Source organism: Streptococcus oralis (assembly GCF_001579175.1).
Taxonomy (GTDB): Bacteria; Bacillota; Bacilli; order Lactobacillales; family Streptococcaceae; genus Streptococcus; species Streptococcus oralis_O.
Genome location: NZ_KQ970760.1, coordinates 150,613 through 175,023, shown reverse-complemented (window position 1 = coordinate 175,023; position 24,411 = coordinate 150,613). Strand labels below are relative to the sequence as shown.

The 24,411-nt window shown below is 41.8% G+C and carries 28 protein-coding genes and 1 pseudogene; 10 read left to right on the top strand and 19 right to left on the bottom strand.

Annotated features, from left to right (window positions below):
- The 3 genes from SORDD24_RS05155 to SORDD24_RS05145 all read right to left on the bottom strand — a co-directional run.
- Positions 1–209: accessory Sec-dependent serine-rich glycoprotein adhesin (locus SORDD24_RS05155; RefSeq protein WP_155720130.1), on the bottom strand; the 209-nt coding region annotated here is incomplete at its 3' end.
- Between the two features lie 552 nt (positions 210–761).
- Complete coding sequence (locus SORDD24_RS05150) at positions 762–2,306, bottom strand: peptide chain release factor 3 (protein ID WP_061408272.1); 1,545 nt, start codon at positions 2,304–2,306, stop codon at positions 762–764.
- Between the two features lie 143 nt (positions 2,307–2,449).
- Entirely contained in the window at positions 2,450–3,142 is a 693-nt protein-coding gene (locus SORDD24_RS05145; protein WP_061408269.1) for a YwaF family protein, read from the bottom strand.
- A gap of 165 nt (positions 3,143–3,307) precedes the next feature.
- Here SORDD24_RS05145 and gatC point away from each other — a divergent pair, with 165 nt between their 5' ends.
- The 8 genes from gatC (at position 3,308) to nusB (ending at position 10,136) form a co-directional block, all read left to right on the top strand.
- Complete coding sequence (gene gatC / locus SORDD24_RS05140) at positions 3,308–3,610, top strand: Asp-tRNA(Asn)/Glu-tRNA(Gln) amidotransferase subunit GatC (protein ID WP_000705419.1); 303 nt, start codon at positions 3,308–3,310, stop codon at positions 3,608–3,610.
- Positions 3,610–5,076, top strand: a complete 1,467-nt coding sequence (gene gatA, locus SORDD24_RS05135; protein WP_061408266.1) for an Asp-tRNA(Asn)/Glu-tRNA(Gln) amidotransferase subunit GatA — start codon at positions 3,610–3,612, stop codon at positions 5,074–5,076. The genes gatC and gatA overlap by 1 nt, the downstream gene beginning before the upstream one ends.
- Positions 5,076–6,521: an Asp-tRNA(Asn)/Glu-tRNA(Gln) amidotransferase subunit GatB gene (gatB, locus tag SORDD24_RS05130; protein ID WP_061408263.1), complete on the top strand. Its 1,446-nt coding sequence runs from the start codon at positions 5,076–5,078 to the stop codon at positions 6,519–6,521. The genes gatA and gatB overlap by 1 nt, the downstream gene beginning before the upstream one ends.
- A gap of 73 nt (positions 6,522–6,594) precedes the next feature.
- Entirely contained in the window at positions 6,595–7,551 is a 957-nt protein-coding gene (locus SORDD24_RS05125) for a zinc-ribbon domain-containing transport protein (RefSeq protein WP_061408260.1), read from the top strand.
- Positions 7,552–7,559: 8 nt separating this feature from the next.
- Positions 7,560–8,663 carry an SPFH domain-containing protein gene (locus tag SORDD24_RS05120; RefSeq protein ID WP_061408257.1) on the top strand — a complete coding sequence of 368 codons (1,104 nt, stop codon included), beginning with the start codon at positions 7,560–7,562 and terminating at the stop codon, positions 8,661–8,663.
- A gap of 80 nt (positions 8,664–8,743) precedes the next feature.
- On the top strand, positions 8,744–9,304 hold the full coding sequence (efp, locus tag SORDD24_RS05115) for an elongation factor P (RefSeq protein WP_061408254.1): 561 nt from the start codon (positions 8,744–8,746) through the stop codon (positions 9,302–9,304).
- Between the two features lie 21 nt (positions 9,305–9,325).
- The gene (locus tag SORDD24_RS05110; RefSeq protein WP_061408251.1) at positions 9,326–9,715 is read left to right on the top strand and encodes an Asp23/Gls24 family envelope stress response protein; all 390 of its coding nucleotides are present in this window, start codon (positions 9,326–9,328) and stop codon (positions 9,713–9,715) included.
- Complete coding sequence (gene nusB / locus SORDD24_RS05105) at positions 9,708–10,136, top strand: transcription antitermination factor NusB (RefSeq protein WP_061408249.1); 429 nt, start codon at positions 9,708–9,710, stop codon at positions 10,134–10,136. The genes SORDD24_RS05110 and nusB overlap by 8 nt, the downstream gene beginning before the upstream one ends.
- 64 nt (positions 10,137–10,200) lie before the next feature.
- On the opposite strand, the gene SORDD24_RS05100 is transcribed toward nusB, so the two are convergent.
- The 8 genes and pseudogenes from SORDD24_RS05100 to SORDD24_RS05065 all read right to left on the bottom strand — a co-directional run bounded on the left by SORDD24_RS05100 (position 10,201) and on the right by SORDD24_RS05065 (position 17,994).
- Positions 10,201–10,836 (bottom strand): HAD family hydrolase, encoded by a 636-nt coding sequence (locus SORDD24_RS05100; RefSeq protein WP_061408246.1) that lies wholly within the window; start codon positions 10,834–10,836, stop codon positions 10,201–10,203.
- Between the two features lie 6 nt (positions 10,837–10,842).
- Positions 10,843–11,535, bottom strand: a complete 693-nt coding sequence (locus tag SORDD24_RS05095) for an MgtC/SapB family protein (RefSeq protein ID WP_061408243.1) — start codon at positions 11,533–11,535, stop codon at positions 10,843–10,845.
- Complete coding sequence (locus SORDD24_RS05090; RefSeq protein ID WP_061408241.1) at positions 11,535–13,229, bottom strand: ABC transporter permease; 1,695 nt, start codon at positions 13,227–13,229, stop codon at positions 11,535–11,537. The genes SORDD24_RS05095 and SORDD24_RS05090 overlap by 1 nt, the downstream gene beginning before the upstream one ends.
- Positions 13,230–13,240: 11 nt before the next feature.
- Positions 13,241–14,251 (bottom strand): ABC transporter ATP-binding protein, encoded by a 1,011-nt coding sequence (locus tag SORDD24_RS05085; protein WP_061408238.1) that lies wholly within the window; start codon positions 14,249–14,251, stop codon positions 13,241–13,243.
- A gap of 97 nt (positions 14,252–14,348) precedes the next feature.
- A complete protein-coding gene (locus tag SORDD24_RS05080) occupies positions 14,349–15,419 on the bottom strand; it encodes an extracellular solute-binding protein (protein ID WP_061408236.1) in 1,071 nt (356 codons plus the stop codon).
- A gap of 29 nt (positions 15,420–15,448) precedes the next feature.
- On the bottom strand, positions 15,449–16,105 hold the full coding sequence (locus SORDD24_RS05075; protein WP_061408235.1) for a DUF1868 domain-containing protein: 657 nt from the start codon (positions 16,103–16,105) through the stop codon (positions 15,449–15,451).
- A gap of 53 nt (positions 16,106–16,158) precedes the next feature.
- Positions 16,159–16,817: pseudogene (locus tag SORDD24_RS05070) on the bottom strand (DUF1868 domain-containing protein).
- 178 nt (positions 16,818–16,995) lie between these two features.
- Positions 16,996–17,994, bottom strand: coding sequence for a LacI family DNA-binding transcriptional regulator (locus SORDD24_RS05065; protein WP_061408232.1), 999 nt, complete (start codon positions 17,992–17,994; stop codon positions 16,996–16,998).
- Between the two features lie 457 nt (positions 17,995–18,451).
- Between SORDD24_RS05065 and SORDD24_RS05060 the strand changes: the two genes are divergently transcribed.
- Positions 18,452–18,733, top strand: a complete 282-nt coding sequence (locus SORDD24_RS05060; RefSeq protein WP_061408229.1) for a type II toxin-antitoxin system RelB/DinJ family antitoxin — start codon at positions 18,452–18,454, stop codon at positions 18,731–18,733.
- Position 18,734: 1 nt separating this feature from the next.
- Positions 18,735–19,007 carry a type II toxin-antitoxin system RelE/ParE family toxin gene (locus tag SORDD24_RS05055; protein ID WP_061408226.1) on the top strand — a complete coding sequence of 91 codons (273 nt, stop codon included), beginning with the start codon at positions 18,735–18,737 and terminating at the stop codon, positions 19,005–19,007.
- Between the two features lie 318 nt (positions 19,008–19,325).
- On the opposite strand, the gene SORDD24_RS05050 is transcribed toward SORDD24_RS05055, so the two are convergent.
- From SORDD24_RS05050 to SORDD24_RS11925, 8 genes are all read right to left on the bottom strand, one after another.
- Positions 19,326–20,051 carry a CPBP family intramembrane glutamic endopeptidase gene (locus SORDD24_RS05050; protein ID WP_061408223.1) on the bottom strand — a complete coding sequence of 242 codons (726 nt, stop codon included), beginning with the start codon at positions 20,049–20,051 and terminating at the stop codon, positions 19,326–19,328.
- Positions 20,052–20,069: 18 nt separating this feature from the next.
- A complete protein-coding gene (locus SORDD24_RS05045; protein WP_061408220.1) occupies positions 20,070–20,252 on the bottom strand; it encodes a bacteriocin in 183 nt (60 codons plus the stop codon).
- A 152-nt stretch (positions 20,253–20,404) separates the two neighbouring features.
- Positions 20,405–21,172 carry an acetyl-CoA carboxylase carboxyl transferase subunit alpha gene (locus SORDD24_RS05040; RefSeq protein WP_061408217.1) on the bottom strand — a complete coding sequence of 256 codons (768 nt, stop codon included), beginning with the start codon at positions 21,170–21,172 and terminating at the stop codon, positions 20,405–20,407.
- Complete coding sequence (gene accD / locus SORDD24_RS05035) at positions 21,169–22,035, bottom strand: acetyl-CoA carboxylase, carboxyltransferase subunit beta (RefSeq protein ID WP_061408214.1); 867 nt, start codon at positions 22,033–22,035, stop codon at positions 21,169–21,171. Before accD ends, SORDD24_RS05040 begins: the two co-directional genes overlap by 4 nt.
- Positions 22,036–22,070: 35 nt before the next feature.
- The gene (gene accC, locus SORDD24_RS05030) at positions 22,071–23,438 is read right to left on the bottom strand and encodes an acetyl-CoA carboxylase biotin carboxylase subunit (protein ID WP_061408211.1); all 1,368 of its coding nucleotides are present in this window, start codon (positions 23,436–23,438) and stop codon (positions 22,071–22,073) included.
- 11 nt (positions 23,439–23,449) lie between these two features.
- The gene (gene fabZ, locus SORDD24_RS05025; protein ID WP_061408208.1) at positions 23,450–23,872 is read right to left on the bottom strand and encodes a 3-hydroxyacyl-ACP dehydratase FabZ; all 423 of its coding nucleotides are present in this window, start codon (positions 23,870–23,872) and stop codon (positions 23,450–23,452) included.
- Positions 23,869–24,357, bottom strand: coding sequence for an acetyl-CoA carboxylase biotin carboxyl carrier protein (gene accB, locus SORDD24_RS05020; protein ID WP_061408205.1), 489 nt, complete (start codon positions 24,355–24,357; stop codon positions 23,869–23,871). The genes fabZ and accB overlap by 4 nt, the downstream gene beginning before the upstream one ends.
- A 2-nt stretch (positions 24,358–24,359) precedes the next feature.
- Positions 24,360–24,411: hypothetical protein (locus SORDD24_RS11925; protein WP_269139593.1), on the bottom strand; the 52-nt coding region annotated here is incomplete at its 5' end.

Here is a 24,411-nt window from a genome sequence, read left to right as displayed (position 1 = left end):
AAGACATCCAAGCCCGTCAACTTCTGACCTTCTTGCTTTTCAACCATTTCTGTCTTCATTTGGCTCGCATCCGCGCTTCCACGCATCACCTTAAATAAGCCAAAAAGGGAAGTCGAGGCCCGTAGCCAATGCTTCCCTGATTTGATTAATTTGTACCGTGTCACACGGTCTGTTTCTCTATATTCACCCTTCTGGCGTCTAAAAAACATGTTACTTCCCTCTATCTGAAAAAGAATTTATTCACCTATATAAACTATCTCCTTATTATATACCAAATATACCTACAATTCAATATCTATAACTTACTCTGAAGAAAGAAAATGATTTCAAAAATAAGTTTATTTCAAAACTATTCTTTTTTTCAATATAATCTTCATTTTTTACTCTGTTAATATATTTTATTTATTTTCTAACCATTTCTAAATGCTTAAAAAATTGAGTAACTAATTCCAATTACTCAAGAAATTAATTTTTATTCAAAATATAGAAAAATCCCGCGAATCGAAACCATTCGTGGGATTTTCTTACGAAGCATTTAAGTAAAATGCCATACTGATTAGTAGACACAAAGAGGCGAAAACGATTATTTTCGCTGATGAGTTAGTAAGGCAGGTTGCTAGCCCTCTCACTACCCGTTACGACGTAAAGTTTTACGAATCGATAATATTCGTAAAACTTTACTAGTGGAGCGCCTAGCCAAGTTCCATAGAAACTTGGCGTTAGTTACTTAGATTGTTACACAATCAAGTAACTTTGGCGATTTACATCTTTTCTTCCAACTCTACGTCTGGATACTTATCCGCAAACCAGCGGAGGGCAAAGTCATTTTCAAAGAGGAAGACAGGTTGGTCGAAGCGGTCTTTGGCCAAGATATTGCGGCTAGAAGACATGCGTTCGTCTAGGTCCTCTGGCTTGATCCAGCGAACGGTCTTTTTACCCATTGGAGTCATGACAACTTCAGCGTTGTACTCACCTTCCATACGGTGCTTGAAGACTTCAAACTGGAGTTGTCCGACAGCGCCCAGCATATACTCGCCTGTTTGGTAATTCTTATAAAGCTGAATGGCACCCTCTTGCACCAATTGTTCAATCCCCTTGTGGAAGGATTTTTGTTTCATGACATTCTTAGCAGAAACTTTCATGAAAATCTCAGGTGTAAAGGTTGGCAGTGGTTCAAACTCAAACTTGTTTTTGCCAACGGTCAAGGTATCTCCAACCTGATAGGTACCCGTATCGTAAACTCCGATGATATCTCCAGCCACGGCATTGGTTACATTCTCACGACTTTCCGCCATAAACTGGGTAACATTAGACAGTTTAGCACCCTTACCAGTACGAGGGAGATTGACACTCATCCCACGCTCAAATTCACCCGAAACGATACGGACAAAGGCGATGCGGTCACGGTGACGAGGGTCCATGTTGGCTTGGATTTTAAAGACAAATCCTGAGAAATCCTTATCGTAAGGATCGACAATTTCGCCATCTGTTTTCTTGTGACCATGTGGTTCTGGAGCAAACTTAAGGAAAGTCTCAAGGAAGGTCTGCACCCCAAAGTTAGTGAGGGCTGACCCAAAGAATACCGGAGTCAAATCACCTGCAAGAATAGCTTCCTCTGAAAACTCATTTCCAGCTTCATTCAAAAGTTCAATATCCTCTTTGACTTGCTCGTAGAATGGGTTGTTGCCAAAGAGCTGGTCCCCATCTTCTAGACTGGCAAAACGCTCATCCCCTTTATAGAGTTCCAAGCGTTGGTTATAGAGGTCATACAAGCCTTCAAAGGCTTTCCCCATCCCGATGGGCCAGTTCATGGGATAGCTAGCAATACCCAAGACTTCTTCTAGTTCTTGCAAGAGGTCCAGTGGCTCACGACCGTCACGGTCCAGCTTGTTCATAAAGGTAAAGACTGGAATGCCACGGTGCTTGACAACCTCAAACAATTTCTTGGTTTGGGCCTCGATACCCTTGGCAGAATCCACGACCATGACTGCAGCATCCACCGCCATCAAGGTACGATAAGTATCTTCTGAGAAGTCCTCGTGCCCTGGGGTGTCAAGGATGTTGACTCGTTTGCCGTCGTAGTCAAATTGCATCACAGATGAAGTGACCGAAATCCCACGTTGTTTCTCGATATCCATCCAGTCAGACTTGGCAAAAGTCCCTGTTTTCTTCCCTTTTACAGTACCAGCCTCACGAATCTCGCCCCCAAAGTAGAGCAACTGCTCAGTGATGGTTGTTTTCCCCGCGTCCGGGTGGGAGATGATGGCAAAGGTACGGCGTTTCTTAATTTCTTCTTGAATAGTCATAAGTTCTCTTTCTTTGATTTTCTATTTTTAGTTGTTTCAGTAGCTAAGAATGATGTTTACATTGGATTTTACCATTCCTTTCAACTCTTCATTATATCGGATTTTGGGGAGTTTTTCAATTGCTCATCCAATGAAAAGACAAGCTAGAGCACAGATTGCGCCCGAGTTCTCTTTTGCCACCGTTTCTTGAACAAGATATCAAAAAGAACCAGAGCCAGCGAAAGGATGACGGACACAAGAAGGTATTTTAGCCACAAGGGAGCATCTGGAATAAAAGGTGTCTTGTTTAAGAGACCATAATTTCCACCAGTCACCTGATTAACCCCAACTAGAAAGAGATTGAGGATAAAGGTATAGGCTACAATCATATATTTCTTAAGCAAGGTCTTATCATAGTGATTCATCAAGTAAACCAAGGAATTCACTAGAAGAGCATAGTGCCCAATCAAAAATGAAAAACTGGTAATATGGGGGAAATCATAGGGGTCAAAAACCGGGTAAATCAAGGCAAAGACCGCTCCACTTGCTCCTAAGAGGGCGAAATATTGCTTGCTCCGCCATTTATCTGGCAAGAAAACCACCGCAAACATAGCCAAACGGCAATGGTAAAATGGAAGGCTATTAGAAAATGGAATCCCAAAGCCAACATACCAGCTATATAGGGCTAGTAACTGGAGGATCTGAATCCCCTTAAACAAGCGGACGAATTTGGGATTTTTGTGATAAGCAAGCGCCCCATAAATACAAAGCACCAATAGGAGCATCATAATCCCATACCAAAAGAGTGAAATGGGAGGAGGAACCGTTTGAGATCTAGTGATAAATTGATGGAACATGTTTCTATTCTAACTCTTATTTTTTCTATTCTCTAGTTTAACTATTATAGCGAATTAAAAACGATTTTTCAATTTCTATTTCTTTTCAGTTTGACTCTCTTATTTATAGGAAAATATGGTAAAATAGAACAGACTAAAAATCATCATTTCACGAAAGGATGCAAGATGAAAATTACGCAAGAAGAGGTAACACACGTTGCCAATCTTTCAAAATTAAGATTCTCTGAAGAAGAAACTGCTGCCTTTGCGACAACCTTGTCTAAAATTGTTGATATGGTTGAATTGCTGGGCGAAGTCGACACAACTGGTGTCGCACCTACTACGACCATGGCTGACCGTAAGACCGTACTCCGACCTGATGTGGCCGAAGAAGGAACAGACCGTGACCGCTTGTTTAAAAATGTACCTGAAAAAGATAACTACTATATCAAGGTGCCAGCTATCCTAGATGATGGAGGAGATGCCTAATGACTTTTAATCATAAAACCATTGAAGAGTTACACAATCTCCTTGTCTCTAAGGAGATTTCAGCAACTGAATTGACCCAAGCAACACTTGAAGATATCAAGTCTCGCGAGGAAGCCCTCAATTCATTTGTCACCATCGCTGAGGAGCAGGCTCTTGCTCAAGCTAAAGCCATTGATGAAGCTGGAATTGACGTAGACAATGTTCTTTCAGGAATTCCACTGGCAGTTAAGGATAATATCTCTACTGACGGTATCCTCACAACCGCTGCCTCAAAAATGCTCTACAACTACGAGCCTATCTTTGATGCGACAGCCGTTGCCAATGCAAAAGCCAAGGGGATGATTGTCGTCGGAAAGACCAACATGGACGAGTTTGCCATGGGTGGTTCTGGTGAGACCTCTTATTACGGTGCCACTAAAAATGCTTGGGACCACAGCAAGGTTCCTGGTGGTTCATCAAGTGGTTCTGCTGCAGCTGTAGCGTCAGGGCAAGTCCGCTTGTCGCTTGGTTCTGATACTGGTGGTTCCATCCGCCAACCTGCTGCCTTCAACGGAATCGTTGGTCTCAAACCTACCTACGGAACAGTTTCTCGTTTCGGTCTCATTGCCTTTGGTAGCTCTCTAGACCAAATCGGGCCTTTTGCACCAACTGTTAAGGAAAATGCTCTCTTGCTCAATGCTATTGCCAGCGAAGATGCCAAAGACTCGACTTCTGCTCCTGTCCGCATTGCCGACTTTACTTCAAAAATTGGGCAAGACATCAAGGGCATGAAAATTGCTTTGCCTAAGGAATACCTCGGTGAAGGAATTGACCCAGAAGTTAAAGAAACCATTATCAAGGCAGCCAAGCACTTTGAAAAGCTAGGTGCTATCGTCGAAGAAGTTAGCCTTCCACACTCTAAATACGGAGTTGCGGTTTACTACATCATTGCTTCATCAGAAGCATCCTCAAACTTGCAACGTTTTGACGGTATCCGTTACGGCTATCGTGCAGAGGATGCGACCAACCTTGATGAAATCTATGTAAACAGCCGTAGCCAAGGTTTCGGTGAAGAGGTTAAACGCCGTATCATGCTGGGTACTTTCAGTCTATCATCAGGTTACTACGATGCCTACTACAAGAAGGCTGGACAAGTCCGTACCCTCATCATCCAAGATTTCGAAAAAGTCTTTGCGGATTATGACTTGATTTTGGGACCAACTGCTCCAAGTGTTGCTTATGATTTGGACTCACTCAACCACGACCCAGTTGCCATGTACTTGGCTGACCTTTTGACAATTCCTGTCAACTTGGCAGGTCTCCCAGGAATTTCGATTCCTGCTGGATTTGCTCAAGGTCTCCCTGTCGGACTCCAATTGATCGGTCCTAAATACTCAGAAGAAACCATTTACCAAGCTGCTGCTGCCTTTGAAGCAACAACAGACTACCACAAACAACAACCCGTGATTTTTGGAGGTGATAACTAATGAACTTTGAAACAGTCATTGGACTTGAAGTCCACGTAGAGCTCAACACCAATTCAAAAATCTTCTCACCTACATCTGCCCACTTCGGAAATGACCAAAATGCCAACACTAACGTGATTGACTGGTCTTTCCCAGGAGTTCTGCCAGTTCTCAATAAAGGTGTTGTCGATGCCGGTATCAAGGCTGCTCTTGCCCTCAATATGGACATCCACAAAAAGATGCACTTTGACCGCAAGAACTACTTCTATCCCGACAACCCCAAAGCCTACCAAATTTCTCAGTTTGATGAACCTATCGGTTATAATGGATGGATTGAAGTGGAGCTAGAAGACGGTACGACCAAGAAAATCGGTATCGAACGTGCTCACCTAGAAGAAGACGCTGGTAAAAACACCCACGGTACAGATGGCTACTCCTATGTAGACCTCAACCGCCAAGGGGTACCATTGATTGAGATTGTATCTGAAGCTGACATGCGTTCTCCTGAAGAAGCCTACGCTTATCTGACAGCCCTCAAGGAAGTCATCCAGTACGCTGGCATTTCTGACGTTAAGATGGAAGAAGGTTCCATGCGTGTGGATGCCAATATCTCTCTTCGTCCTTATGGTCAAGAAAAATTCGGTACCAAGACTGAGTTGAAAAACCTCAACTCCTTCTCAAATGTTCGCAAGGGTCTTGAATACGAAGTCCAACGTCAAGCTGAAATCCTTCGCTCAGGTGGTCAAATTCGACAAGAAACTCGCCGTTACGATGAAGCTAACAAGGCAACCATCCTCATGCGTGTCAAAGAAGGTGCTGCAGACTACCGCTACTTCCCAGAACCAGACCTACCCCTCTTTGAAATCTCTGATGAGTGGATTGAGGAAATGCGGACTGAGTTGCCAGAATTTCCAAAAGAACGCCGTGCGCGCTACGTATCTGACCTTGGCTTGTCAGACTATGACGCTAGCCAGTTGACGGCAAACAAAGTCACTTCTGACTTCTTTGAGAAAGCTGTTGCCCTCGGTGGTGATGCCAAACAAGTCTCAAACTGGCTCCAAGGTGAAGTCGCTCAGTTCTTGAACGCCGAAGGCAAAACACTAGAACAAATCGAATTAACACCAGAAAACTTAGTAGAAATGATTGCCATCATCGAAGATGGTACTATCTCTTCTAAGATTGCCAAAAAAGTCTTTGTTCATCTGGCTAAAAATGGCGGTGGCGCGCGTGAATACGTGGAAAAAGCAGGTATGGTCCAGATCTCAGATCCAGCTATCTTGATTCCAATTATCCACCAAGTCTTTGCTGATAACGAAGCTGCTGTTGCCGACTTCAAGTCAGGCAAACGAAACGCAGACAAGGCCTTCACAGGATTCCTTATGAAGGCAACCAAAGGCCAAGCCAACCCACAAGTTGCCCTTAAACTACTTGCACAAGAATTGGCGAAGTTGAAAGACAGTGAGTAATTCGCTACTAGTCACCCAGTAGTCTACTCAGCAAGAGAGAAACTACCTTTTCAATCATATAGTTAGGAGACACATGAAAAAGTTTTACGCTCTTTTAATGACCTGTTTATTACTTGTTTTTCTATCCGTGCCTCAAATCGTTGATGCGGGTGTCGGACATTCTAGAAGTGGTAGCAGCAGTCGCAGTAGCTCCAGAAGTAGTAGTCGTTCAAGTGGAGGAGGAAGTCGCTCTGGTGGCTCATCTTATCACTACTACCGCTCTGGATACGGGTCATCCTCTAGTAGTTCTGATAGCTCACCCTATCTAGGATTTATGGTAATATTTGTGGGTGCCATTGTTTTAGTTGTTATCGTTGAATCCTTAAAAAATAAAGCAAATAATTCAAGCACAAGCCACAGTAATACCAACTATCAACCAATCCACCGACGAATTGAACATAACACTTTGGCCATTAGTCGTGTAAAATATGGGGATCCAAACTTTGACGCTGATGCCTTCATTTCTTGGGTTAAGGAAGTCTACCTTAAATTGCAGGTTGCCTGGACTGAGAAAAATTGGAACTCTGTCCGAGCTTTAGAAAGTACTAGTCTCTATTCACAGCACAGCACGCAATTAGAAGATCACATCCGAGCTAAGACAACCAATGTTTTAGAGAAAGTTTGTATCGAAAATGTTCGCATCAAGGAGTTCATTGAAAATCCTGACGGAAACGATACCTTAGTCGTAATCCTATCGTCTACCTTGCGGGACTATGTCATTGACGATGAGACTCGCCGTGTCCTTGAAGGAGATCCTAAAAAAGATCTCTTCACCGTATATCAATTGAACTTTATCCGTCAACACGGTAGCCAAACACAAGCAGTCAATCCAGACCAAGTTGTGAGCGACCACTGTCCAAACTGTGGCGCACCATTGAAAATCTCTGCGGTTAGCGAGTGCGACTACTGTGGTGCCAATCTCTCTCGCAGTCCAAACCAATGGGTACTCGATACCTATGATGTTGTGGATGAAGACGAGCTTTATAATTAGGAGGAATTATGGGATTTATACGTGCAGCCTTATCAGCAGGCCTCAATAGTTTTCACGATAGTAAATTCAAGGAAGCAGTTGTTCTTCCGGACAATGTCTCTAGTAATGCCCTAGCAGTCAAGGGACAATTACTCACCAAGGATCCCGACGGACGTTCCCGCCACAGCAATCAAAACACTGGCCTCCTAACAGATGGCAGTGTGGTCATTGTACCCCAAGGCTATACCGCTATTTTGGTAAACAATGGTACCTTCCTCGGTGATGTCTTAGAAGCGGGTAGCCACGAATGGCAAGCTGGCGATAACGCTTGGCTCCTTGATAAAGGGGGCTTTAAGGGGACTTGGGAAAACTTTAAAAACCGTTTCTCTTTCGGTGGTCAAGTCATCACCCAACAGGAAATAATCTTTATCCGCATGCAACCCATCGCAGGCAATAAGTTTGGAACACAAAATGCAGTTGAATATTTCAGCGAACGCTACCAACAATTACTCAATATCCGCTTCTACGGTTTGTTTGACATAAAGATAAGCGACCCCGTTCTCTTCTACATAAGTTCTGTTAGCAGGCAAATCACTGATGGGCAAGCATTTACTCTCCAAGACGTGGCTCAAGGAACACTCCGCCAAAACATCGCACCAAAAATCGCCATTGCCATTGCGAACTATACCAACGAAAATAAAGTAGATATCTATAGCCTCAATGCCAACCAAGAAACCTTTAACGAACTGGCTAAACAAGAGGTCAATAAGGTTTGGACAGGGCTTTACGGGATTGAAGCGACCCATATCTTGCTCGAAGACCTGAGCTACGACCCAGAAAGTCTCGCTATCGTCCGCAAACTAGACAGCGAGCTCGTTGCGATGAAGTACAACACGATTGAAATCGAAGAACGTCGTGCTCGTAACGAAGCTCTCGTCGCTGCTGCCAACAATGAAGGCGGAGGCAATGGAATGAATCTATTCATGGGAATGAATCTCGGACAAACTCTCGGTGGCGAACTCAGCAAACAAGCTCAACCTCAAGCCACAAGCAAGAATTTTTATATCGAAGTTGATGGAAAATACGTTCTCGTAACCAAGGACGAAGATGGAAATATCGTACCTGTCAACTAATTGACTCATTCTGATATTTGAGAAATCCTCTCTTTTATGGTACAATAAAGAGTAAATTATTTTATTAAAGAGGTAAAAACATGATTGAAGCAAGTAAATTAAAGGCTGGTATGACATTTGAAACAGCTGATGGAAAATTGATCCGCGTTTTGGAAGCTAGCCACCACAAACCAGGTAAAGGAAACACCATCATGCGTATGAAATTGCGTGATGTCCGTACTGGATCTACATTTGACACAAGCTACCGTCCAGAGGAAAAATTTGAGCAAGCCATCATCGAGACTGTCCCAGCTCAATACTTGTACAAAATGGATGACACAGCTTACTTCATGAATACAGAAACGTACGACCAATACGAAATCCCTGTCGTCAATGTCGAAAACGAATTGCTTTACATCCTTGAAAACTCAGATGTGAAGATCCAATTCTACGGAACAGAAGTGATCGGTGTTACGGTTCCTACTACTGTTGAATTGACAGTTGCGGAGACTCAACCATCTATCAAGGGTGCTACTGTTACAGGTTCTGGTAAACCAGCAACTCTGGAAACTGGACTAGTCGTAAACGTCCCAGACTTCATCGAAGCAGGTCAAAAACTCGTCATCAACACTGCCGAAGGAACTTACGTTTCTCGTGCCTAATCTCTAGAAAGAGGTCATTCTATGGGAATTGAAGAACAACTCGGCGAAATCGTTATCGCCCCACGTGTACTTGAAAAAATCATCGCCATCGCAACAGCTAAAGTTGAAGGAGTTCACTCTTTTTCAAATAAATCCGTATCCGATACCCTCTCAAAACTTTCTCTCGGTCGTGGTGTTTATCTAAAAAATAATGACGAAGAACTAACAGCTGACATCTACCTCTACCTTGAGTATGGGGTAAAAGTCCCTAAAGTAGCTATGGCTATCCAAAAAGCTGTCAAAGATGCTGTCCGCAATATGGCTGATGTCGAGCTCGCTGCGATCAATATCCACGTTGCCGGTATCGTGCCAGATAAAACACCAAAACCAGACTTGAAAGATCTATTTGATGAGGACTTCCTCAATGACTAGTCCACTATTAGAATCTAGACGAGAGCTCCGTAAATGCGCCTTTCAAGCTCTGATGAGCCTGGAGTACGATACGGATATCGAAACGGCCTGTCGTTTCGCCTACACACACGATCGTGAAGAGACAGATGTGCCACTACCAGCTTTTTTGACAGACTTGGTTACTGGTGTCCAAACAAAAAAAGAAGAGCTTGACAAGCAAATCACACAGCATCTAAAAACAGGGTGGACCATTGAGCGCTTGACGCTCGTCGAAAGAAACCTTCTCCGCTTGGGAGTTTTTGAAATCACTTCATTTGACACTCCTCAGCTCGTTGCTGTCAATGAAGCCATTGAGCTTGCTAAGAACTTCTCAGACCAAAAGTCAGCCCGTTTTATCAACGGACTACTCAGTCAGTTTGTAACAGAAGGCAATGAAATATAAGAAAAGTGCTTGAACATTCAAGCACTTTTTCTTTAGGAGAAATAGTAATTTACTGCTAGTATGTCTAGGAATGAAAGAATCCTTTCCTTTTCAACATCAACTGCAAATCCTCTAGGACTTGTGGGAAATCATGGCATTGTAACACACTCATGCCCAGCGACTGTGCCACGAGGACATTTTGCTGCAAGTCATCCACATACAGGCAAGCCTTAGCATCTAGACCATATCGCTCACACAAGAGTCTGAAAATCTTGGGATCTGGTTTCATTCGATTTTCTTCAAATGATAGAACCTTGCCACTCAGGACTTGAGCAATAGGGAGTTTTCCTTCTTTGACAAGCTGGTAGTAAATCTCAGATGTATTGGATAAGATATAAAGGGCATAGCCTTGATGCTTTAGCCTAATCGCATAGTCTTGCAGTTGGGTATTGACCTTGACATAGTCAAACCATCTGTAAAATACCTTGTCAATCGCTGGCTCATAACTTTCATCTAGTTGGTCTTTCACCAAACGAGAGGCACGCTCGATAGCCAACTCTCCACTGTCTTGCTGTTCCCAAATCCCAGACTCCATAATGGTCTGAAACAAGGTTTCTTGTCGCTTCGGATCACTCTCAATAGCTGCGATGATCTTTTTCGCATCCCACTCGATCAAGACATTTCCCATATCAAAAATAATCTGTTTGATGTTTTTGTCCATTTTCTGCTAAACCTCTTCTACATAAATGACTCCTGCTATATTGGCCAGCTCCTCCATCAAGCGAAGATGTTCAAATCGTCCTGCTAGCTCCAAGGTGATAAAAGAGGCAATCCTTTTATCCGGTACTTCAAAATACTCAATGCGATCGGAATTGACATCGCCAAAAGCTGTCCTAGAGTCGGTCATCCGAATGCCGTTCTCTGCACAATAGACCAAGACTCGGTTATAGGCTTCTGTATTTTTAACGACTATGTACAATTCGATGACTTTTGAGCGTTTTTGTAAGTAACTTTTTAAAGGTTGGAAAGCTGTAATCACAGCCCAAGTCGCCAAGGCTACTAGGATAGCTCCCTCATAAAAACCCACTCCAATCGCCAACCCAAGACCTGCTGAAGCCCAGATACCTGCTGCAGTTGTGAGTCCTGTTATTTTTTTCTTATCTGTTATCAAAATGGTCCCGGCACCTAGGAAACCGACTCCTGAAATCACTTGCGCTCCGAGACGCGTCGGATCTCCCGTTCCAAACTTATAGGAGACAAACTCATTGGTCATCATGATCAGGCAGGCTGCCATACAAACAATACTATGTGTCCGAATCCCTGCTGGTTGAGCTTTCGCTCCTCTCTCAAGCCCTAGTAAGGTCCCAACCACAAGGGAAAGGATGATGCGAAATGCAATTTCTAGGCTGGATAAACCCATTATGCCTTCCTCTTTTTAGCCGTCGGACGTTGAGTGAAGTATAGGACAAGACCTGAGATAATCATCAGAATAACGGTATAAACAAAGACTAGGGCTTGCGTATCTGATGTAGCTGTCTCTTCACCAGCTGATTTAATCATAATCCCCAATGGTTGCGCTAATGGATGGTATAAGAAAACAGATAAATCAAAATCCGTCAGTAGCGAGTTAAAGTTGAGGGCAATAACAGATAATACCACCGGTAAGATAAAAGGAATGATAACTTTCATCATGGTATAGAATGGCGATGCACCCATACTGCGAGCAGCGTCTTCCATCTCATCATCCACACTAAAGAGGATGGCACGCACCATACGGTAAGAAAATGGGATTTTGACAACAATATAAGCAATCAACAAGATAACTAATGTTCCAACCAATATTTGATTTAGCACCAAAAATTGTGGTTGATTAAAGGTGAACATCAAGCTGACAGCAAGTAAGGTACTTGGGAGGAGCCAAGGAAGAAGCGCCCCATATTCAAACAAAGAGTCCAATTTAGCTTTTCTTTTTCTCACTACACGAGCAAAGACAATCGCTAATACTGTGGCAACTGTCGCAGCAATAGCAGAATAGATAAAGCTGACCAAGAATGGTGAAAAGGCTGCGCTATTGCTGAAGAAAAGCTTGTAATTGTCCAAAGTAAAGTTAGCAAGAGATAATTCCCCTGTCTGAATCGCTAACGGATTGGTGAACGAATAAAGTACAATAAAGGTAATCGGCAACATATAAACCAAAAACAAGGCATAGGCTACAATATGAGCCAAGATATTCCAAGGTTTGGAATGGATTTTCTGTTTCTTGAGGGGTGCTTTTGTTTTTGAGACAGAGATATAGTTTCCACCCTTTTCAATCTTATTCATCACAACCAACAAGATTGTTGTCGCAATCCCTAAGATAATCGCAAGAAGAGCTGCCAAATCACGTGAATTTCCCATACCTGCAAAGGTGATGATCATGGGGTTGATGGTCTGGAATCCCTTGCCTCCAACAATCAATGGCGCAGCAACTGCTGATAACCCCATCAAGAAAGTCATAATGGTAAGGGCAAATAATGTTGGAGTTAGGGTTGGCAAAACCACTTTTCTAAAGACTGTAAACGGTTTTGCTCCCATATTTCGTGCAGCTTCAATCGTATGATAGTCGACACTACGGATGGTGTTGGTTAAAAACAAGGTATGGTTAGCCGTCCCAGCAAAAGTCATGATAAACAGAACTGCTCCATATCCCACAAACCAGTTTGGATCTAAACTTGGTATGAGACTTTGCAAGACTTTTGTTACCATCCCATAAGGACCATAGACAAACTTGTAGCCTGTCGCAAGAACCACACCACCATAGATCAAGGAAGTCATATAGCCTAGTTTTAGGATTTTAGCCCCTTTGATATCAAAATACTCTGTGAACAAAACGCATAAAACACCGACTACATTTACTGTAATAACAAGCGAAAAGGCCAGTATAAAGCTATTGATGATACTCTGCATAGCACGTTGAGAAGAAAGAATCCGACGAATGGCGTCTAAAGAAAATTCTCCTCCTTTTACAAACACACCAACTACCAAATCAATATTGGGATAAACAATAAATGTGATTAAAAACCAGATTAAGCCTAAACGAATAAGCCAATCTTTCCAATTTAATTTTTGACGCATCATGCTCCTCCTTAAAATTGTAGAACATCTGCTGGGTTGATGTAGAGGTCAACGACTTCATCTACCTGTTTCATAGCTGCTTCACTATCAATCCGTGTCACATTGACAATCTGACCACCCTCTAGCTTGAGTGTATAACGCATGGTGACTCCAGAAAACTCTGTATCCACAATGGTGCCTTTCAAGATAAAATCATCTGCTGACTCTTTTTCAAAACGGATTTTTTCAAGGCGAATATAGCCTTTTTTCTCTTGCAAAGCAAGTCCTGGATTTTGTGAGAGGATAGTTGCTACTGTTTCTTCACTTAAAACATTGATATCTCCAATGAAATCACAGACAAACTCTGTTTGAGATTGATGGTAGATTTCCACAGGTGTTCCCACTTGCTCGATATAGCCATTGTTAAAGACAGCAATGCGATCTGACAAGGTAAGAGCTTCTTCTTGGTCGTGAGTGACATAAAGTGTGGTAATTCCCAACTCTTTTTGAAGTCGTTTCAATTCTTTACGCAAATCTACCCGCAACTTAGCATCCAAGTTTGACAAGGGTTCATCCAAACACAAAATCTTTGGTTCGAGTACTAAGGCACGAGCCAAGGCAACCCGTTGTTGTTGACCGCCAGATAGCTCTGACACATTTCTTTGAAGTTGGGCATCTGAGATTTTGATCTTATCTGCAACTGCTGCTACTTTTGCTTTGATGACATCTGGTGCAACCTTTTTCACTTTTAGTCCAAAAGCGATATTGTCAAACACCGTCATGGTTGGAAAGAGCGCATAAGATTGAAAGACGATTCCGATACCACGTTTTTCTGGTTCTAAGTTGGTTACATCTGTCCCATTAACCTCTATCTTCCCTCCAGAAGGGTTTAGAAAACCAACCAAGGCACGAAGTGTTGTCGACTTCCCACACCCAGAAGGCCCTAAGAAAGTGAAGAACTCTCCTTCATGGATATCCAGATTCAGGTTATCAATGGCAATAAAATCACCATATTTGATTTGAATGTTGTCAAATTTAATCATTTTCTTTCTCTTTCTTTATAAAAAAGGAAAGCAAGATCTTTTGTTTTCTTAACTGAAAATTCTTGCTTTTCCTTTGAACGGTTCTTGCTTCTAACAATTATTGAACATATTCTAATTCTGTTTTTTCTACCCACTCGTCCAAGTGTTTGCCAACAACATCCCAGTCGATATCTTGTGGTTTCACTTGTTCCAAGAATTTCTTAGTTGCTTCTGGCAATTCTTTTACAGCGTCTTGGTTAGCAGGGATTGAACCAAATTTTTCACTATATTCTGTCTGAACATCTGCTTGACCAAACCAATCAATAAATTCTTTCGCTAGCGCTTGCTTTTTGCTGGTATTCAAAATCATGGTTTGTTCTGTTACAAATGGAACACCAACTTCTGGTGTCATTACTTTAAACTCAACATTGTGCTCTTTTTGTCCTAACAAAGCACCTGATCCCCACATCATACCATATTGTGTTTCATCTGCTTTGTCCATCATTTTGACAATAGTATTTTCTCCTTGCTTCAATGTATAAGCATTGGTTACATACTCTTGAACCGCTTTCCAACCTTCTGCTGATACACCTAATTCTCCATTATCATCAAGATAACGAACAAGAATACTTGCTAGGATAGAGCGAGAAGTTCCACCTGTCAAGGCAAAAATTGCGTATTTCCCCTTATACTCACTACCAAGCTTGGTCCAGTCAGTTGGCATTTTATCAACACCTGGATTTCCGATCAAGACTAATGGCTGAACAATAACAGGATTATAATAGCCGTCTTTATCTGCCAAAGATTTATCAATCTTATCTAGCCATTTTGGCTGATACTGCACAAGTAATTTTTGGTCACGAATTTTATTAGAATCAACTGCATTAATCCCATAAACCATATCCGCTACAGAGTTATTCTTTTCTGCAATGATGCGATCTGCTAGGGAGCCTCCTGGAACTTCTACCATTTTGATGTTGAATCCAGCCTCTTTCGCCTTCTCTGTTAGCCATTCGCCACGACCATTTGAGACTGAGTTAGAGTAGATAACCAACTCTTGGCTTTTATCTGCTTTTTCTTCAGATGAGGCAGCCGGTGTTGAACCACCTGAGCCACCAGAGCAAGCGGCCAAAGTAGTGAGCGCTACACCAGTAGCAAGTAATGTTGACCAAACTTTCATTTTTTTCATGATAAGTTCTCCTTTATTTGTTTTCTTTTTTAGTTTTTTTCATGATATGGTACAAACTGTCTCATATCTTCAAATACGGTATAGTCAATGCGATTGACTGTAATCACTGGAATTTTTTCGAGCAAGATTTCAGTTAACTCTGCTCTTACTTTTGTAAACTCTGCCTCTTCTTCCTCAGTCAATGGAATACGAAGATAGCCAATAGAAATATGGAATTGGTAAGTGTCATGATTTGGGAAACGGACGCCTGCTTTTTCAGAAACATAGGTCCGAATTTCTTCTAAGCGCTTGGCAGAGGCCTCATCAGCTGGTTCAACTAGAATATTCTGTCTCCCCATACCTACCACTCTCATGCGAATCTCTTCGTTCAGCAATGGGAAAATATCCAACTCTTTTGCAAAGTAGTCGTGAATTTCTTGCAAAGGTGTGTCTAGAGCTAAGTGACTACTCCAAAACTCTGGTTCTCGATTTTCATGACAAAGTAACTCAATGACTGTCATGTGAATAGATCCTCTAGGAGTCAGAGTGAATTTATCAATGAATGGTAATTCTAGATGACGTGACTGAACGATATCAATGACTTCCATCAATTCAGGTTTTGTATAGAGATTTGCGACAACTGTGTTGCCGGGAAAATAATTAAAATCCCCATTTTCTTTGAATTTTAACTTTGTTAAATCTTTCATGCATCTTTCTTTCTAATCTGAATGAATAGCGCATTAGTCATTCAGAAACACACCTATTTTTCTTTTGGTAAATAAGGTACGAATTTTCTCATGTCTTCAAAGACTGTAAACTCAATACGTTCAATCGAAATAAGAGGAAGTTTTTCGAGTAATAACTGAGTTAGACGAGCTCGTACACCATCAAATAGCTGCTTTTCAACCTCTGTCAAAGGCTCTCTCACATAGCCAATAGAAATATGGAATTGGTAACTGTTATGATTTGCAAACCGAACTCCTGTCTTTTCTGCGATATAGTCTCGGATTTCTTTTAATCTCTGACTAGACTCGGAATTGGCAGGTTCCAAGAAGATTTTATCCTGCCCATCTCAACAGGTCTCATGACTATTTTTTCATCAACTAATGGAAAATCCGTTAATTGTTCATAAAAGTAACGATTGGCTTCTTCAAGTGGTATATCTAAAGCCAAATCTTTTGACCAAAAATCTTTTTCACGATTGTCATGACAGAGCAACTCCATCACCGTCATGTGAATAGAATCCGGTGGAGTTAAGGTGAATTTATTGATAAAAGGCAAGTCACGAAATTCTGTTTGAATTAACTCAACAACCTCCATCAACTTCTCATTTTCATATAGATTCGATACCACCGTATTTCCCGGGAAATGATTAAAATCTCCATTTTCTTTAAATTTTATTTTGGTTAAATCCTTCAATTCTCTTTAACCTCCTTTTTTAGCTTTGTATATAACCTCAAAATGACACCGGTGTCATTTCTAGTACAAATCCATTATAAAACGTATTCATTTTTTTGTCAAGCGCTTACACAAATTATTTTTTAAAAAAATTCCCCACAAAGGAAAAGCAAAAAAACTTAGCTCACGCTAAGTCATCTTAAAAACTCTTTCTCCTGATAAACCTTGTCTCAATCTCCTTAGATTCAAAGGAAACTCCTTTGATTAGCCCCAGTAGTCCCTCTATCATTTCTTTTGCCAAGCCCATATAATCTGGTGCGATCGTTGTCAAAGCAGGTGTGTAATACTGTGAGATAGGAATATTATCAAACCCAACTATTGCAACATCTTCTGGTATCTTAATATTTTTTTCATAGCAAGCCCTTATCACACCTTGCACTTTTTCATCTCCTGACACAAAGATGATATCTGGTAAAAGCTCGTTTTCAAATTTCTTGACTGAAAATTCATAAATCGATTGGATCGTAGCGAGGTCATAAAAAACTTCCAATTTGATGTCGCTTGTATTTTTGAGCAAATACTCTCTGACACCTCGCTCCCGCTCCTTGTTTACCAAAGAGCGTCCTCCCATCAGCATCCACATGGTCTGACAGTTTTCTGCCTCTATCTTTTCTGTCATATCAAATAGGGCTTGAAAATCGTTATTTGAGACATAAGGGACTTGCTCATCTTGTGATTTCCCAAAAATGATAAAAGGTACATTGTTTTGTTTTAAATAGTCAATTCGGATATCATTTGCGACTTCATAAAAAAGAATCACCCCATCAATCAAGCTCCCTGCATTGGATATAATCGAATCACTAATGCTATCATTTTCATCAAAGTACTCAACGACTGTATTGACACCATACTCCTTAGAGGCAATCAATACTTGATCCAAGAGGGTTTGAAACCATATAAGGGGAAACTTTTCCTTTTTCTTTACCGAAATCAAAATATTGGTTGTATTTTTTTGGCTCAGATTTTGCGCATAAGCATTGGGAGTATAAGACAATTCTTCCATGACTTTTTTTATCGCATGGAAGGTTTCTGCCTTCACCTTTTCACCACCGTTGATGACACGTGAGACCGTCTTTGGAGAATAGCCAGAACGTTTCGCAATATCATAAATCGTATATTTCTTATTTTCTTTTCTCATAGCTTGCTTCTTTCTTTACTCATTTCTATACTAGCATATCAAAAGCATCCTCAAAAGTCACCACCTTTCCTTTTGATTTTCTTGTAAAAATTTAATAAAAATGTCTCAAAATGATAAGTTAAGCATCAGAAAGAGGTTGGGCAAAAACTAGCTTCCTTGGGAGGAAGGTATTCATGATTTCATCAGTACCTAGTTTTATCCATCTTTTTGTCCTTTTGCACTTTTTCTATTGCGGACTGTCCTTTTTCCTGCTCGTGCTTGTCTGGCTCCACCATTTATTTCATCTCTTGCCATTATCACGAACATTTTGAAAAGTAGTTTTTGTACAGGAAAGTCTGCGGTCAGTCTGTTTTTATTGGTTTTCAGAGATTTTTATCCTCCTAGCTCTTGTTTTGTGTTGCGATTGTTTCACATTTGCGATACAATAATAGCAACAGATCCAAATGGAGGAATTTTTATGGCTAAAACAGCAAATATTAACTTACGCATTGAACCAAGTACAAAGGCACAAGCCGAAGCACTATTCTCTAGCTTCGGTATCACCGTGACAGATGCCATTAACATCTTCTTGAATACAGCCATCATGGAGGGGGGCTTTCCTTTCCAAATTAAACAACCACGTTACAATAGGCAAACCGAACTTGCCATGCAAGAGGCCCGTGACATCTTAGCTGGAAAAGTTCAAGCACAGTCCTACACTTCCATTGACGACTTGTTTAATGACCTAGATGGTGAATGATATGTTGGATCTCATCACCACTACACAGTTTAAGAAAGATCTCAAGCGTATGAAAAAACGTGGACTCAATCTTCAAAAACTTCATACGGTCTTGACTCAGCTACAACAAGGTAAAACTTTAGATGCTAACTATCGTGATCACGCACTAACTGGGAATTACATCGGATTTCGAGAGTGTCACATTGAACCTGACTGGTTATTAGTCTATACAATCGACAAAGGAAAACTAGTCTTGGTTGCCTCTCGGACTGGCTCACATGCTGATTTATTTTAAGTCACTCCTACGAGTGGCTTTTCTTGTTTCTCTATTTTGTTCCATCCGTTGCATAGATTCTTGAGTGCAACTTTTACAGAGAGAAATTCAGTTATAATCTATTGAATTGAAATAAGAGGAGTACAATTTTTGTTTAGGTTTTTAAAAGTTTTGACTCATCATAAGCAATATCTGCACTCTTTTAATCTACTTATTATCAATCAATAGTGATACTACGTTTGAAAAGTATTTATAGACTGTCCAGTTCATCAATCCCAAAGGAAACTGAAATAAGCGAAAAAGTGCTTGACTAGCGTCAAACACTCTTATATTTTACTACTATCTGAAAAAGTTGTAATAGACATAATTGTAAACAAAAATCCAGATGGGTTTTGCATAGATGAGAAAGTTGAAAAAACTATGGCACAGGATTGTAGTTTTTAGATCTTTTGTCCAACGGTAGACAAGAGCAAAAAAGAGACCTAATAAACTATAATAGCAGAAACTAAACAGATCTTGACGAGAGAATACCATATGACTCAAAGCAAAGATAAAAGCTGATAAGAAGACATCTAGGTAATACCTTGACTTAGGAAAGAAGGTGTTCATAAAATAGCCTCTTTCAATCGTTTCCTCGAGTATAGGTCCGATGATAACACTCATGATAAAAAATAGAGCAGTGAATAAAAAAGTTGGTTGCCCATTTGAATACAGAACGGACCGAGTCTGTTGAAAGAGATATTTATGGTCTATCAAGTGATTGTATCGCATCTGAAAAGCATCCTGAAAATCGTTCAAAAATTGCCGAACAAAGTAAGAGAGGACGAGACACAAGATAATCGACCAATACCACCCTTTTTTATCAAAGATAAAGAGCATCTCCTTCTTTTTTAACCACCAAATAAATAAAAGGAGTATAGCTGTCATTTCTACTGATAAGATAACAGCATAACCATCCATTCCCCATCTTAAAAACTTAGCTATTGAGACGGCTCCTAGCTCTACTACATAAATTCCTAAGAATAATAACAGACTATATAACCCCAAATGCCCTAGTTTTTTCATACTCATTCCTTTAATTTATCAATAGCTAATACCATAAGCACGTCTAGTCGCATGAGTCAGTATTGTACTCCACTCTGTCGCCAAACTATATGCATGAGGGGAAGTCCAATGTCTATCATCAACCAACCAAAGCATAGCACCACCTGAAACTTGATTCAACTCTTCTGTTGAAAGAACTGCAAACTGTTCCGTACCTGTCATTGCAAGTACCTCCTTAAAAATAGATGTTTGTAAGCTTGCCTATTCATTTTACCTTATTTTCTATCTAATAAGACAATCGTTCCTGAACTGTCATTCTTTACACTTAAACTGCACTAAAAAGAGCTAGAACAAGACGTCCTAGCTTTTCATGCTTAATATTTTCTAAAACGTTGATAGCGTTCCTCGATGAGCTGGTCAAGAGGCAGAGCTTTCAATCGCTCTAGCTCTGTGCTTAGCTCCTTTTTAACACGAGCCACTAACTCTTTACCTGATAGCCCTGCTTCTGAGATGACCTTGTCCACGACTCCCATCTCTAGGAGTTCATGAGAGGTGATTTTCATCAGCTCTGCTGCCTCCATGGCACGACTCCCATCCTTCCACAGGATAGAGGCAAAGCCTTCTGGACTGAGTACGGCATAGATGGAGTTTTCCAACATCCAGACACGGTCAGCAACAGCGAGAGCGAGGGCTCCACCAGAGCCACCCTCACCGATGATAATGGCAATAATCGGTACCTTGAGGTCGCTCATTTCCATCAGGTTTCGAGCGATTGCTTCCCCTTGTCCACGTTCCTCAGCTCCAACACCTGGGTAAGCTCCAGCAGTGTTGATGAAGGTTACAACTGGACGACCAAATTTTTCTGCCTGTTTCATCAAGCGAAGAGCCTTGCGATAGCCTTCTGGATGGGGTTGCCCAAAGTTCCGTTTGAGGTTGTCATGAAGACTTTTTCCCTTTTGGATTCCGACGACTGTGACTGCTTGGTCACCTAACCAGCCAATCCCACCGATGACCGCACCATCATCACGAAAAGAGCGGTCTCCATGCAATTCGATAAACTCATCAAAGATTCCATTGGCAAAATCAAGTGCGGTCAAGCGACTCTGCTCGCGTGCCTCTCTGACTATTTTTGCAATATTCATCCGCGACTTCCTCCATGCAATCTCACTAATTTAGCAATTGTATCTGGCAATTCTCTCCGTTTGACAATTGCATCCACAAATCCATGTTCAAGCAAAAATTCTGCCTTTTGGAAATCATCCGGCAAGGTCTCACGAACTGTATTTTCGATAACACGACGCCCTGCAAAACCAACTAAACTCTGGGGCTCTGCTAGGATAATGTCACCTTCCATAGCAAAAGAAGCTGTCACTCCGCCTGTTGTCGGATCCGTCAAAATAGTCAGGTAAAAAAGTCCTGCCTTGGAATGACGTTGAACTGCCGCAGAAATCTTAGCCATCTGCATCAAGCTCATGATTCCTTCTTGCATGCGGGCTCCACCAGAAGCTGTGAAGAGTACGACTGGCAACTTTTCAACTGTCGAATATTCAAACAAGCGCGTGATTTTTTCACCCACAACGGTTCCCATCGACGCCATGATAAAGTTAGAATCCATGATCCCAAGGGCAACTTTTCGCCCCTTGATGCTAGCTGTACCAGTCAGGACAGCTTCATCCAGTCCTGTTTTTTCACGCATGCTAGCCAGTTTTTTCTGGTAGCCAGGAAAGTTTAATGGATCTTGAGTTTTAATACCCGTAAACATCTCCACAAAGCTATCAGAATCAACTGTCAGAGCCAAGCGCTCTTGGGCTGAAATACGAAAAGTATAGCTACAATGGGGACAAATGCGCTCACTCCCAAGATCCTTTTGATAAATGGTGTGTTTACATCCAGGACACTTGGAGAAGAGTTCATCAGGCACCTCCGGCTTGGCTTGTGGTGCCTGCCTTACGGATCGATTAGGATTGATCCGAATATACTTATCCTTTTTACTAAATAGAGCCATAAATCCCCCTTTTAGTTCTCATACTCTTTGAAAGTCTATTCTTTTTCTTGGTAATGTGGCAAGAAAGTTTCCATCAGGAAGGAAGTATCGTAGTCCCCAGCGATAACCCGACGGTCTGAAATTAGATCCAGCTGGAAATCCGCATTGGTTTGTACTCCTTCAATCTCAAGCTCATAAAGTGCCCGTTGCATCTTCATAAGAGCGTCAAAACGATTCTCCCCATGAACAATGATTTTGGCAATCATACTATCATAGTAAGGAGGAATGGTATAACCTGGATAGACTGCAGAGTCTACACGCAATCCAACTCCTCCACTTGGAAGGTAGAGGTTGGTGATTTTCCCTGGGCTTGGAGCAAAGTTAAATGCTGGATTTTCCGCATTGATCCGGCACTCGATAGCGTGACCTCGCAGGACAATGTCTTCTTGTTTGAAAGGTAAAGGTTGCCCGGCAGCAATGCGAATCTGTTCCTTCACGATATCAACACCTGAAACAAACTCTGTGACTGGGTGTTCAACTTGCACACGAGTATTCATTTCCATGAAGTAGAAATTGCCACTGGCTTCATCGAGCAGAAATTCAATCGTCCCTGCATTTTCATAACCAACAGACTCCGCTGCACGAACGGCCGCAGAACCAATTTCATTACGAAGGGTTTTGCCAATCGCAATAGATGGGCTTTCTTCTAAGACCTTTTGGTTATTTCGTTGAAGAGAACAATCCCGTTCTCCTAGGTGGATGACGTGTCCCTCTTGGTCAGCAAGGATTTGGACCTCGATATGACGAGCTGGATAAATCACACGTTCAAGATACATAGCGCCATTTCCAAAATTGGCCTTAGCTTCACTGGATGCTGTCTCAAAAGCTGCGACCAAGTCTTCCGCCTTTTCAACCTTACGAATCCCTTTTCCACCACCACCTGCCGATGCCTTAAGCATGACTGGGTAGCCAATTCTTTCTGCAACTGCAAGGGCCTCTTCAGCCGTATGAACTTCACCATCAGAGCCAGGGATAACAGGAACTCCAGCCTTGATCATTTGCTCACGCGCATTGATCTTATCACCCATGGTATCCATCACAGCCCCAGAAGGGCCGATAAACTTAATCCCCACTTCATCACACATCGTGGCAAACTTGGAGTTTTCGCTAAGAAATCCAAAACCTGGATGGATGGCTTCTGCCTCTGTTAAGACTGCAGCAGACAAAATTGCATTGATATTAAGATAAGACTCTGTCGCCTTACCAGGTCCGATACAGATAGCTTCATCCGCTAGGAGTGTGTGAAGAGCTTCCTTATCAGCAGTTGAATAAACTGCTACGGTCGCAATGCCCAATTCACGCGCAGCTCGAATAATGCGAACCGCAATCTCACCACGATTGGCAATCAAAATTTTACGAAACATGGAGAACCTCCTTAGTTTCCAATTGCAAAGGTAAGAGTACCACTCGCTGCAAGCTTGCCATCTACTTCAGCCTTTGCTTCAACCACGGCAATCGTACCACGACGTTTGACAAAAGTAGCCTTCATGACTAATTGATCACCTGGTACAACTTGCTTCTTAAACTTGACCTTGTCCATGCCAGCGTAGAAGACCAATTTCCCTTTGTTTTCAGGCTTAGACAATTCCAAGACACCCGCAGTCTGTGCCAAAGCTTCCATGATAAGAACACCTGGCATAACTGGATATTGAGGAAAATGACCATTAAAGAAAGGTTCGTTTATCGTGACATTTTTAATGGCAACAATAGTATCTTCACTCACTTCCAAGACACGGTCCACTAGGAGCATAGGGTAGCGATGGGGTAGAGCTTCTTTAATTCCTTGAATATCAATCATTTGATACGTACCAATCCTTTACCAAACTCAACCATTTCTTCATTTGAAACGAGAATCTCTGTTACCACGCCATCCTTAGGCGCAGGAATCTCATTCATGACTTTCATGGCTTCGATGATCACCAAAGTCTGACCTTTCTTGACACTTTCACCAACCGTCACAAAGGCAGGTTTATCTGGTCCAGCAGCCAAGTAAGCAACCCCAACAAGTGGGCTTTCAACAACATCTCCCTCTGAGGCAACCGTCGATTCAGCTGGTGCTGGTGCTTCTGCTACTGGACTCTCTACTGGAGTCGAAGGAGCTGAAACCGCTGGACTAGCAACCACTGCAGCTGGCGCTGAAGGAACTGGAGTTGGTGCTTCAGAAACTATTCTTGCTTCATTCTTGCTGAACTGCAATTCATCCTGTCCGTTTTTATAAGAAAATTCTCTCAAACTTGATTGGTCGAATTGAGCCATCAAGTCCTTGATCTCATTTAAATTCATAATTATTTATTCTCCCAACGTTTGAAAGCAAGAACCGCGTTGTGTCCGCCAAAA

What these genes read in the sequence shown, in the direction of transcription:
- SORDD24_RS05100 (WP_061408246.1), bottom strand. Translation starts at nt 10,836, where the DNA reads ATGGACAAAAACATCAAACAGATTATTTTTGATATGGGAAATGTCTTG.
- SORDD24_RS05150 (WP_061408272.1), bottom strand. Translation starts at nt 2,306, where the DNA reads ATGACTATTCAAGAAGAAATTAAGAAACGCCGTACCTTTGCCATCATC.
- gatC (WP_000705419.1), top strand. Translation starts at nt 3,308, where the DNA reads ATGAAAATTACGCAAGAAGAGGTAACACACGTTGCCAATCTTTCAAAA.
- accB (WP_061408205.1), bottom strand. Translation starts at nt 24,357, where the DNA reads ATGAATTTAAATGAGATCAAGGACTTGATGGCTCAATTCGACCAATCA.
- SORDD24_RS05120 (WP_061408257.1), top strand. Translation starts at nt 7,560, where the DNA reads ATGGGATTTATACGTGCAGCCTTATCAGCAGGCCTCAATAGTTTTCAC.
- accD (WP_061408214.1), bottom strand. Translation starts at nt 22,035, where the DNA reads ATGGCTCTATTTAGTAAAAAGGATAAGTATATTCGGATCAATCCTAAT.
- SORDD24_RS05090 (WP_061408241.1), bottom strand. Translation starts at nt 13,229, where the DNA reads ATGCGTCAAAAATTAAATTGGAAAGATTGGCTTATTCGTTTAGGCTTA.
- SORDD24_RS05095 (WP_061408243.1), bottom strand. Translation starts at nt 11,535, where the DNA reads ATGGGTTTATCCAGCCTAGAAATTGCATTTCGCATCATCCTTTCCCTT.
- SORDD24_RS05055 (WP_061408226.1), top strand. Translation starts at nt 18,735, where the DNA reads ATGTTGGATCTCATCACCACTACACAGTTTAAGAAAGATCTCAAGCGT.
- fabZ (WP_061408208.1), bottom strand. Translation starts at nt 23,872, where the DNA reads ATGATTGATATTCAAGGAATTAAAGAAGCTCTACCCCATCGCTACCCT.
- SORDD24_RS05050 (WP_061408223.1), bottom strand. Translation starts at nt 20,051, where the DNA reads ATGAAAAAACTAGGGCATTTGGGGTTATATAGTCTGTTATTATTCTTA.
- SORDD24_RS05080 (WP_061408236.1), bottom strand. Translation starts at nt 15,419, where the DNA reads ATGAAAAAAATGAAAGTTTGGTCAACATTACTTGCTACTGGTGTAGCG.
- accC (WP_061408211.1), bottom strand. Translation starts at nt 23,438, where the DNA reads ATGTTTCGTAAAATTTTGATTGCCAATCGTGGTGAGATTGCGGTTCGC.
- SORDD24_RS05040 (WP_061408217.1), bottom strand. Translation starts at nt 21,172, where the DNA reads ATGAATATTGCAAAAATAGTCAGAGAGGCACGCGAGCAGAGTCGCTTG.
- SORDD24_RS05145 (WP_061408269.1), bottom strand. Translation starts at nt 3,142, where the DNA reads ATGTTCCATCAATTTATCACTAGATCTCAAACGGTTCCTCCTCCCATT.
- gatA (WP_061408266.1), top strand. Translation starts at nt 3,610, where the DNA reads ATGACTTTTAATCATAAAACCATTGAAGAGTTACACAATCTCCTTGTC.
- gatB (WP_061408263.1), top strand. Translation starts at nt 5,076, where the DNA reads ATGAACTTTGAAACAGTCATTGGACTTGAAGTCCACGTAGAGCTCAAC.
- SORDD24_RS05060 (WP_061408229.1), top strand. Translation starts at nt 18,452, where the DNA reads ATGGCTAAAACAGCAAATATTAACTTACGCATTGAACCAAGTACAAAG.
- SORDD24_RS05065 (WP_061408232.1), bottom strand. Translation starts at nt 17,994, where the DNA reads ATGAGAAAAGAAAATAAGAAATATACGATTTATGATATTGCGAAACGT.
- nusB (WP_061408249.1), top strand. Translation starts at nt 9,708, where the DNA reads ATGACTAGTCCACTATTAGAATCTAGACGAGAGCTCCGTAAATGCGCC.
- SORDD24_RS05125 (WP_061408260.1), top strand. Translation starts at nt 6,595, where the DNA reads ATGAAAAAGTTTTACGCTCTTTTAATGACCTGTTTATTACTTGTTTTT.
- SORDD24_RS05075 (WP_061408235.1), bottom strand. Translation starts at nt 16,105, where the DNA reads ATGAAAGATTTAACAAAGTTAAAATTCAAAGAAAATGGGGATTTTAAT.
- efp (WP_061408254.1), top strand. Translation starts at nt 8,744, where the DNA reads ATGATTGAAGCAAGTAAATTAAAGGCTGGTATGACATTTGAAACAGCT.
- SORDD24_RS05110 (WP_061408251.1), top strand. Translation starts at nt 9,326, where the DNA reads ATGGGAATTGAAGAACAACTCGGCGAAATCGTTATCGCCCCACGTGTA.
- SORDD24_RS05045 (WP_061408220.1), bottom strand. Translation starts at nt 20,252, where the DNA reads ATGACAGGTACGGAACAGTTTGCAGTTCTTTCAACAGAAGAGTTGAAT.
- SORDD24_RS05085 (WP_061408238.1), bottom strand. Translation starts at nt 14,251, where the DNA reads ATGATTAAATTTGACAACATTCAAATCAAATATGGTGATTTTATTGCC.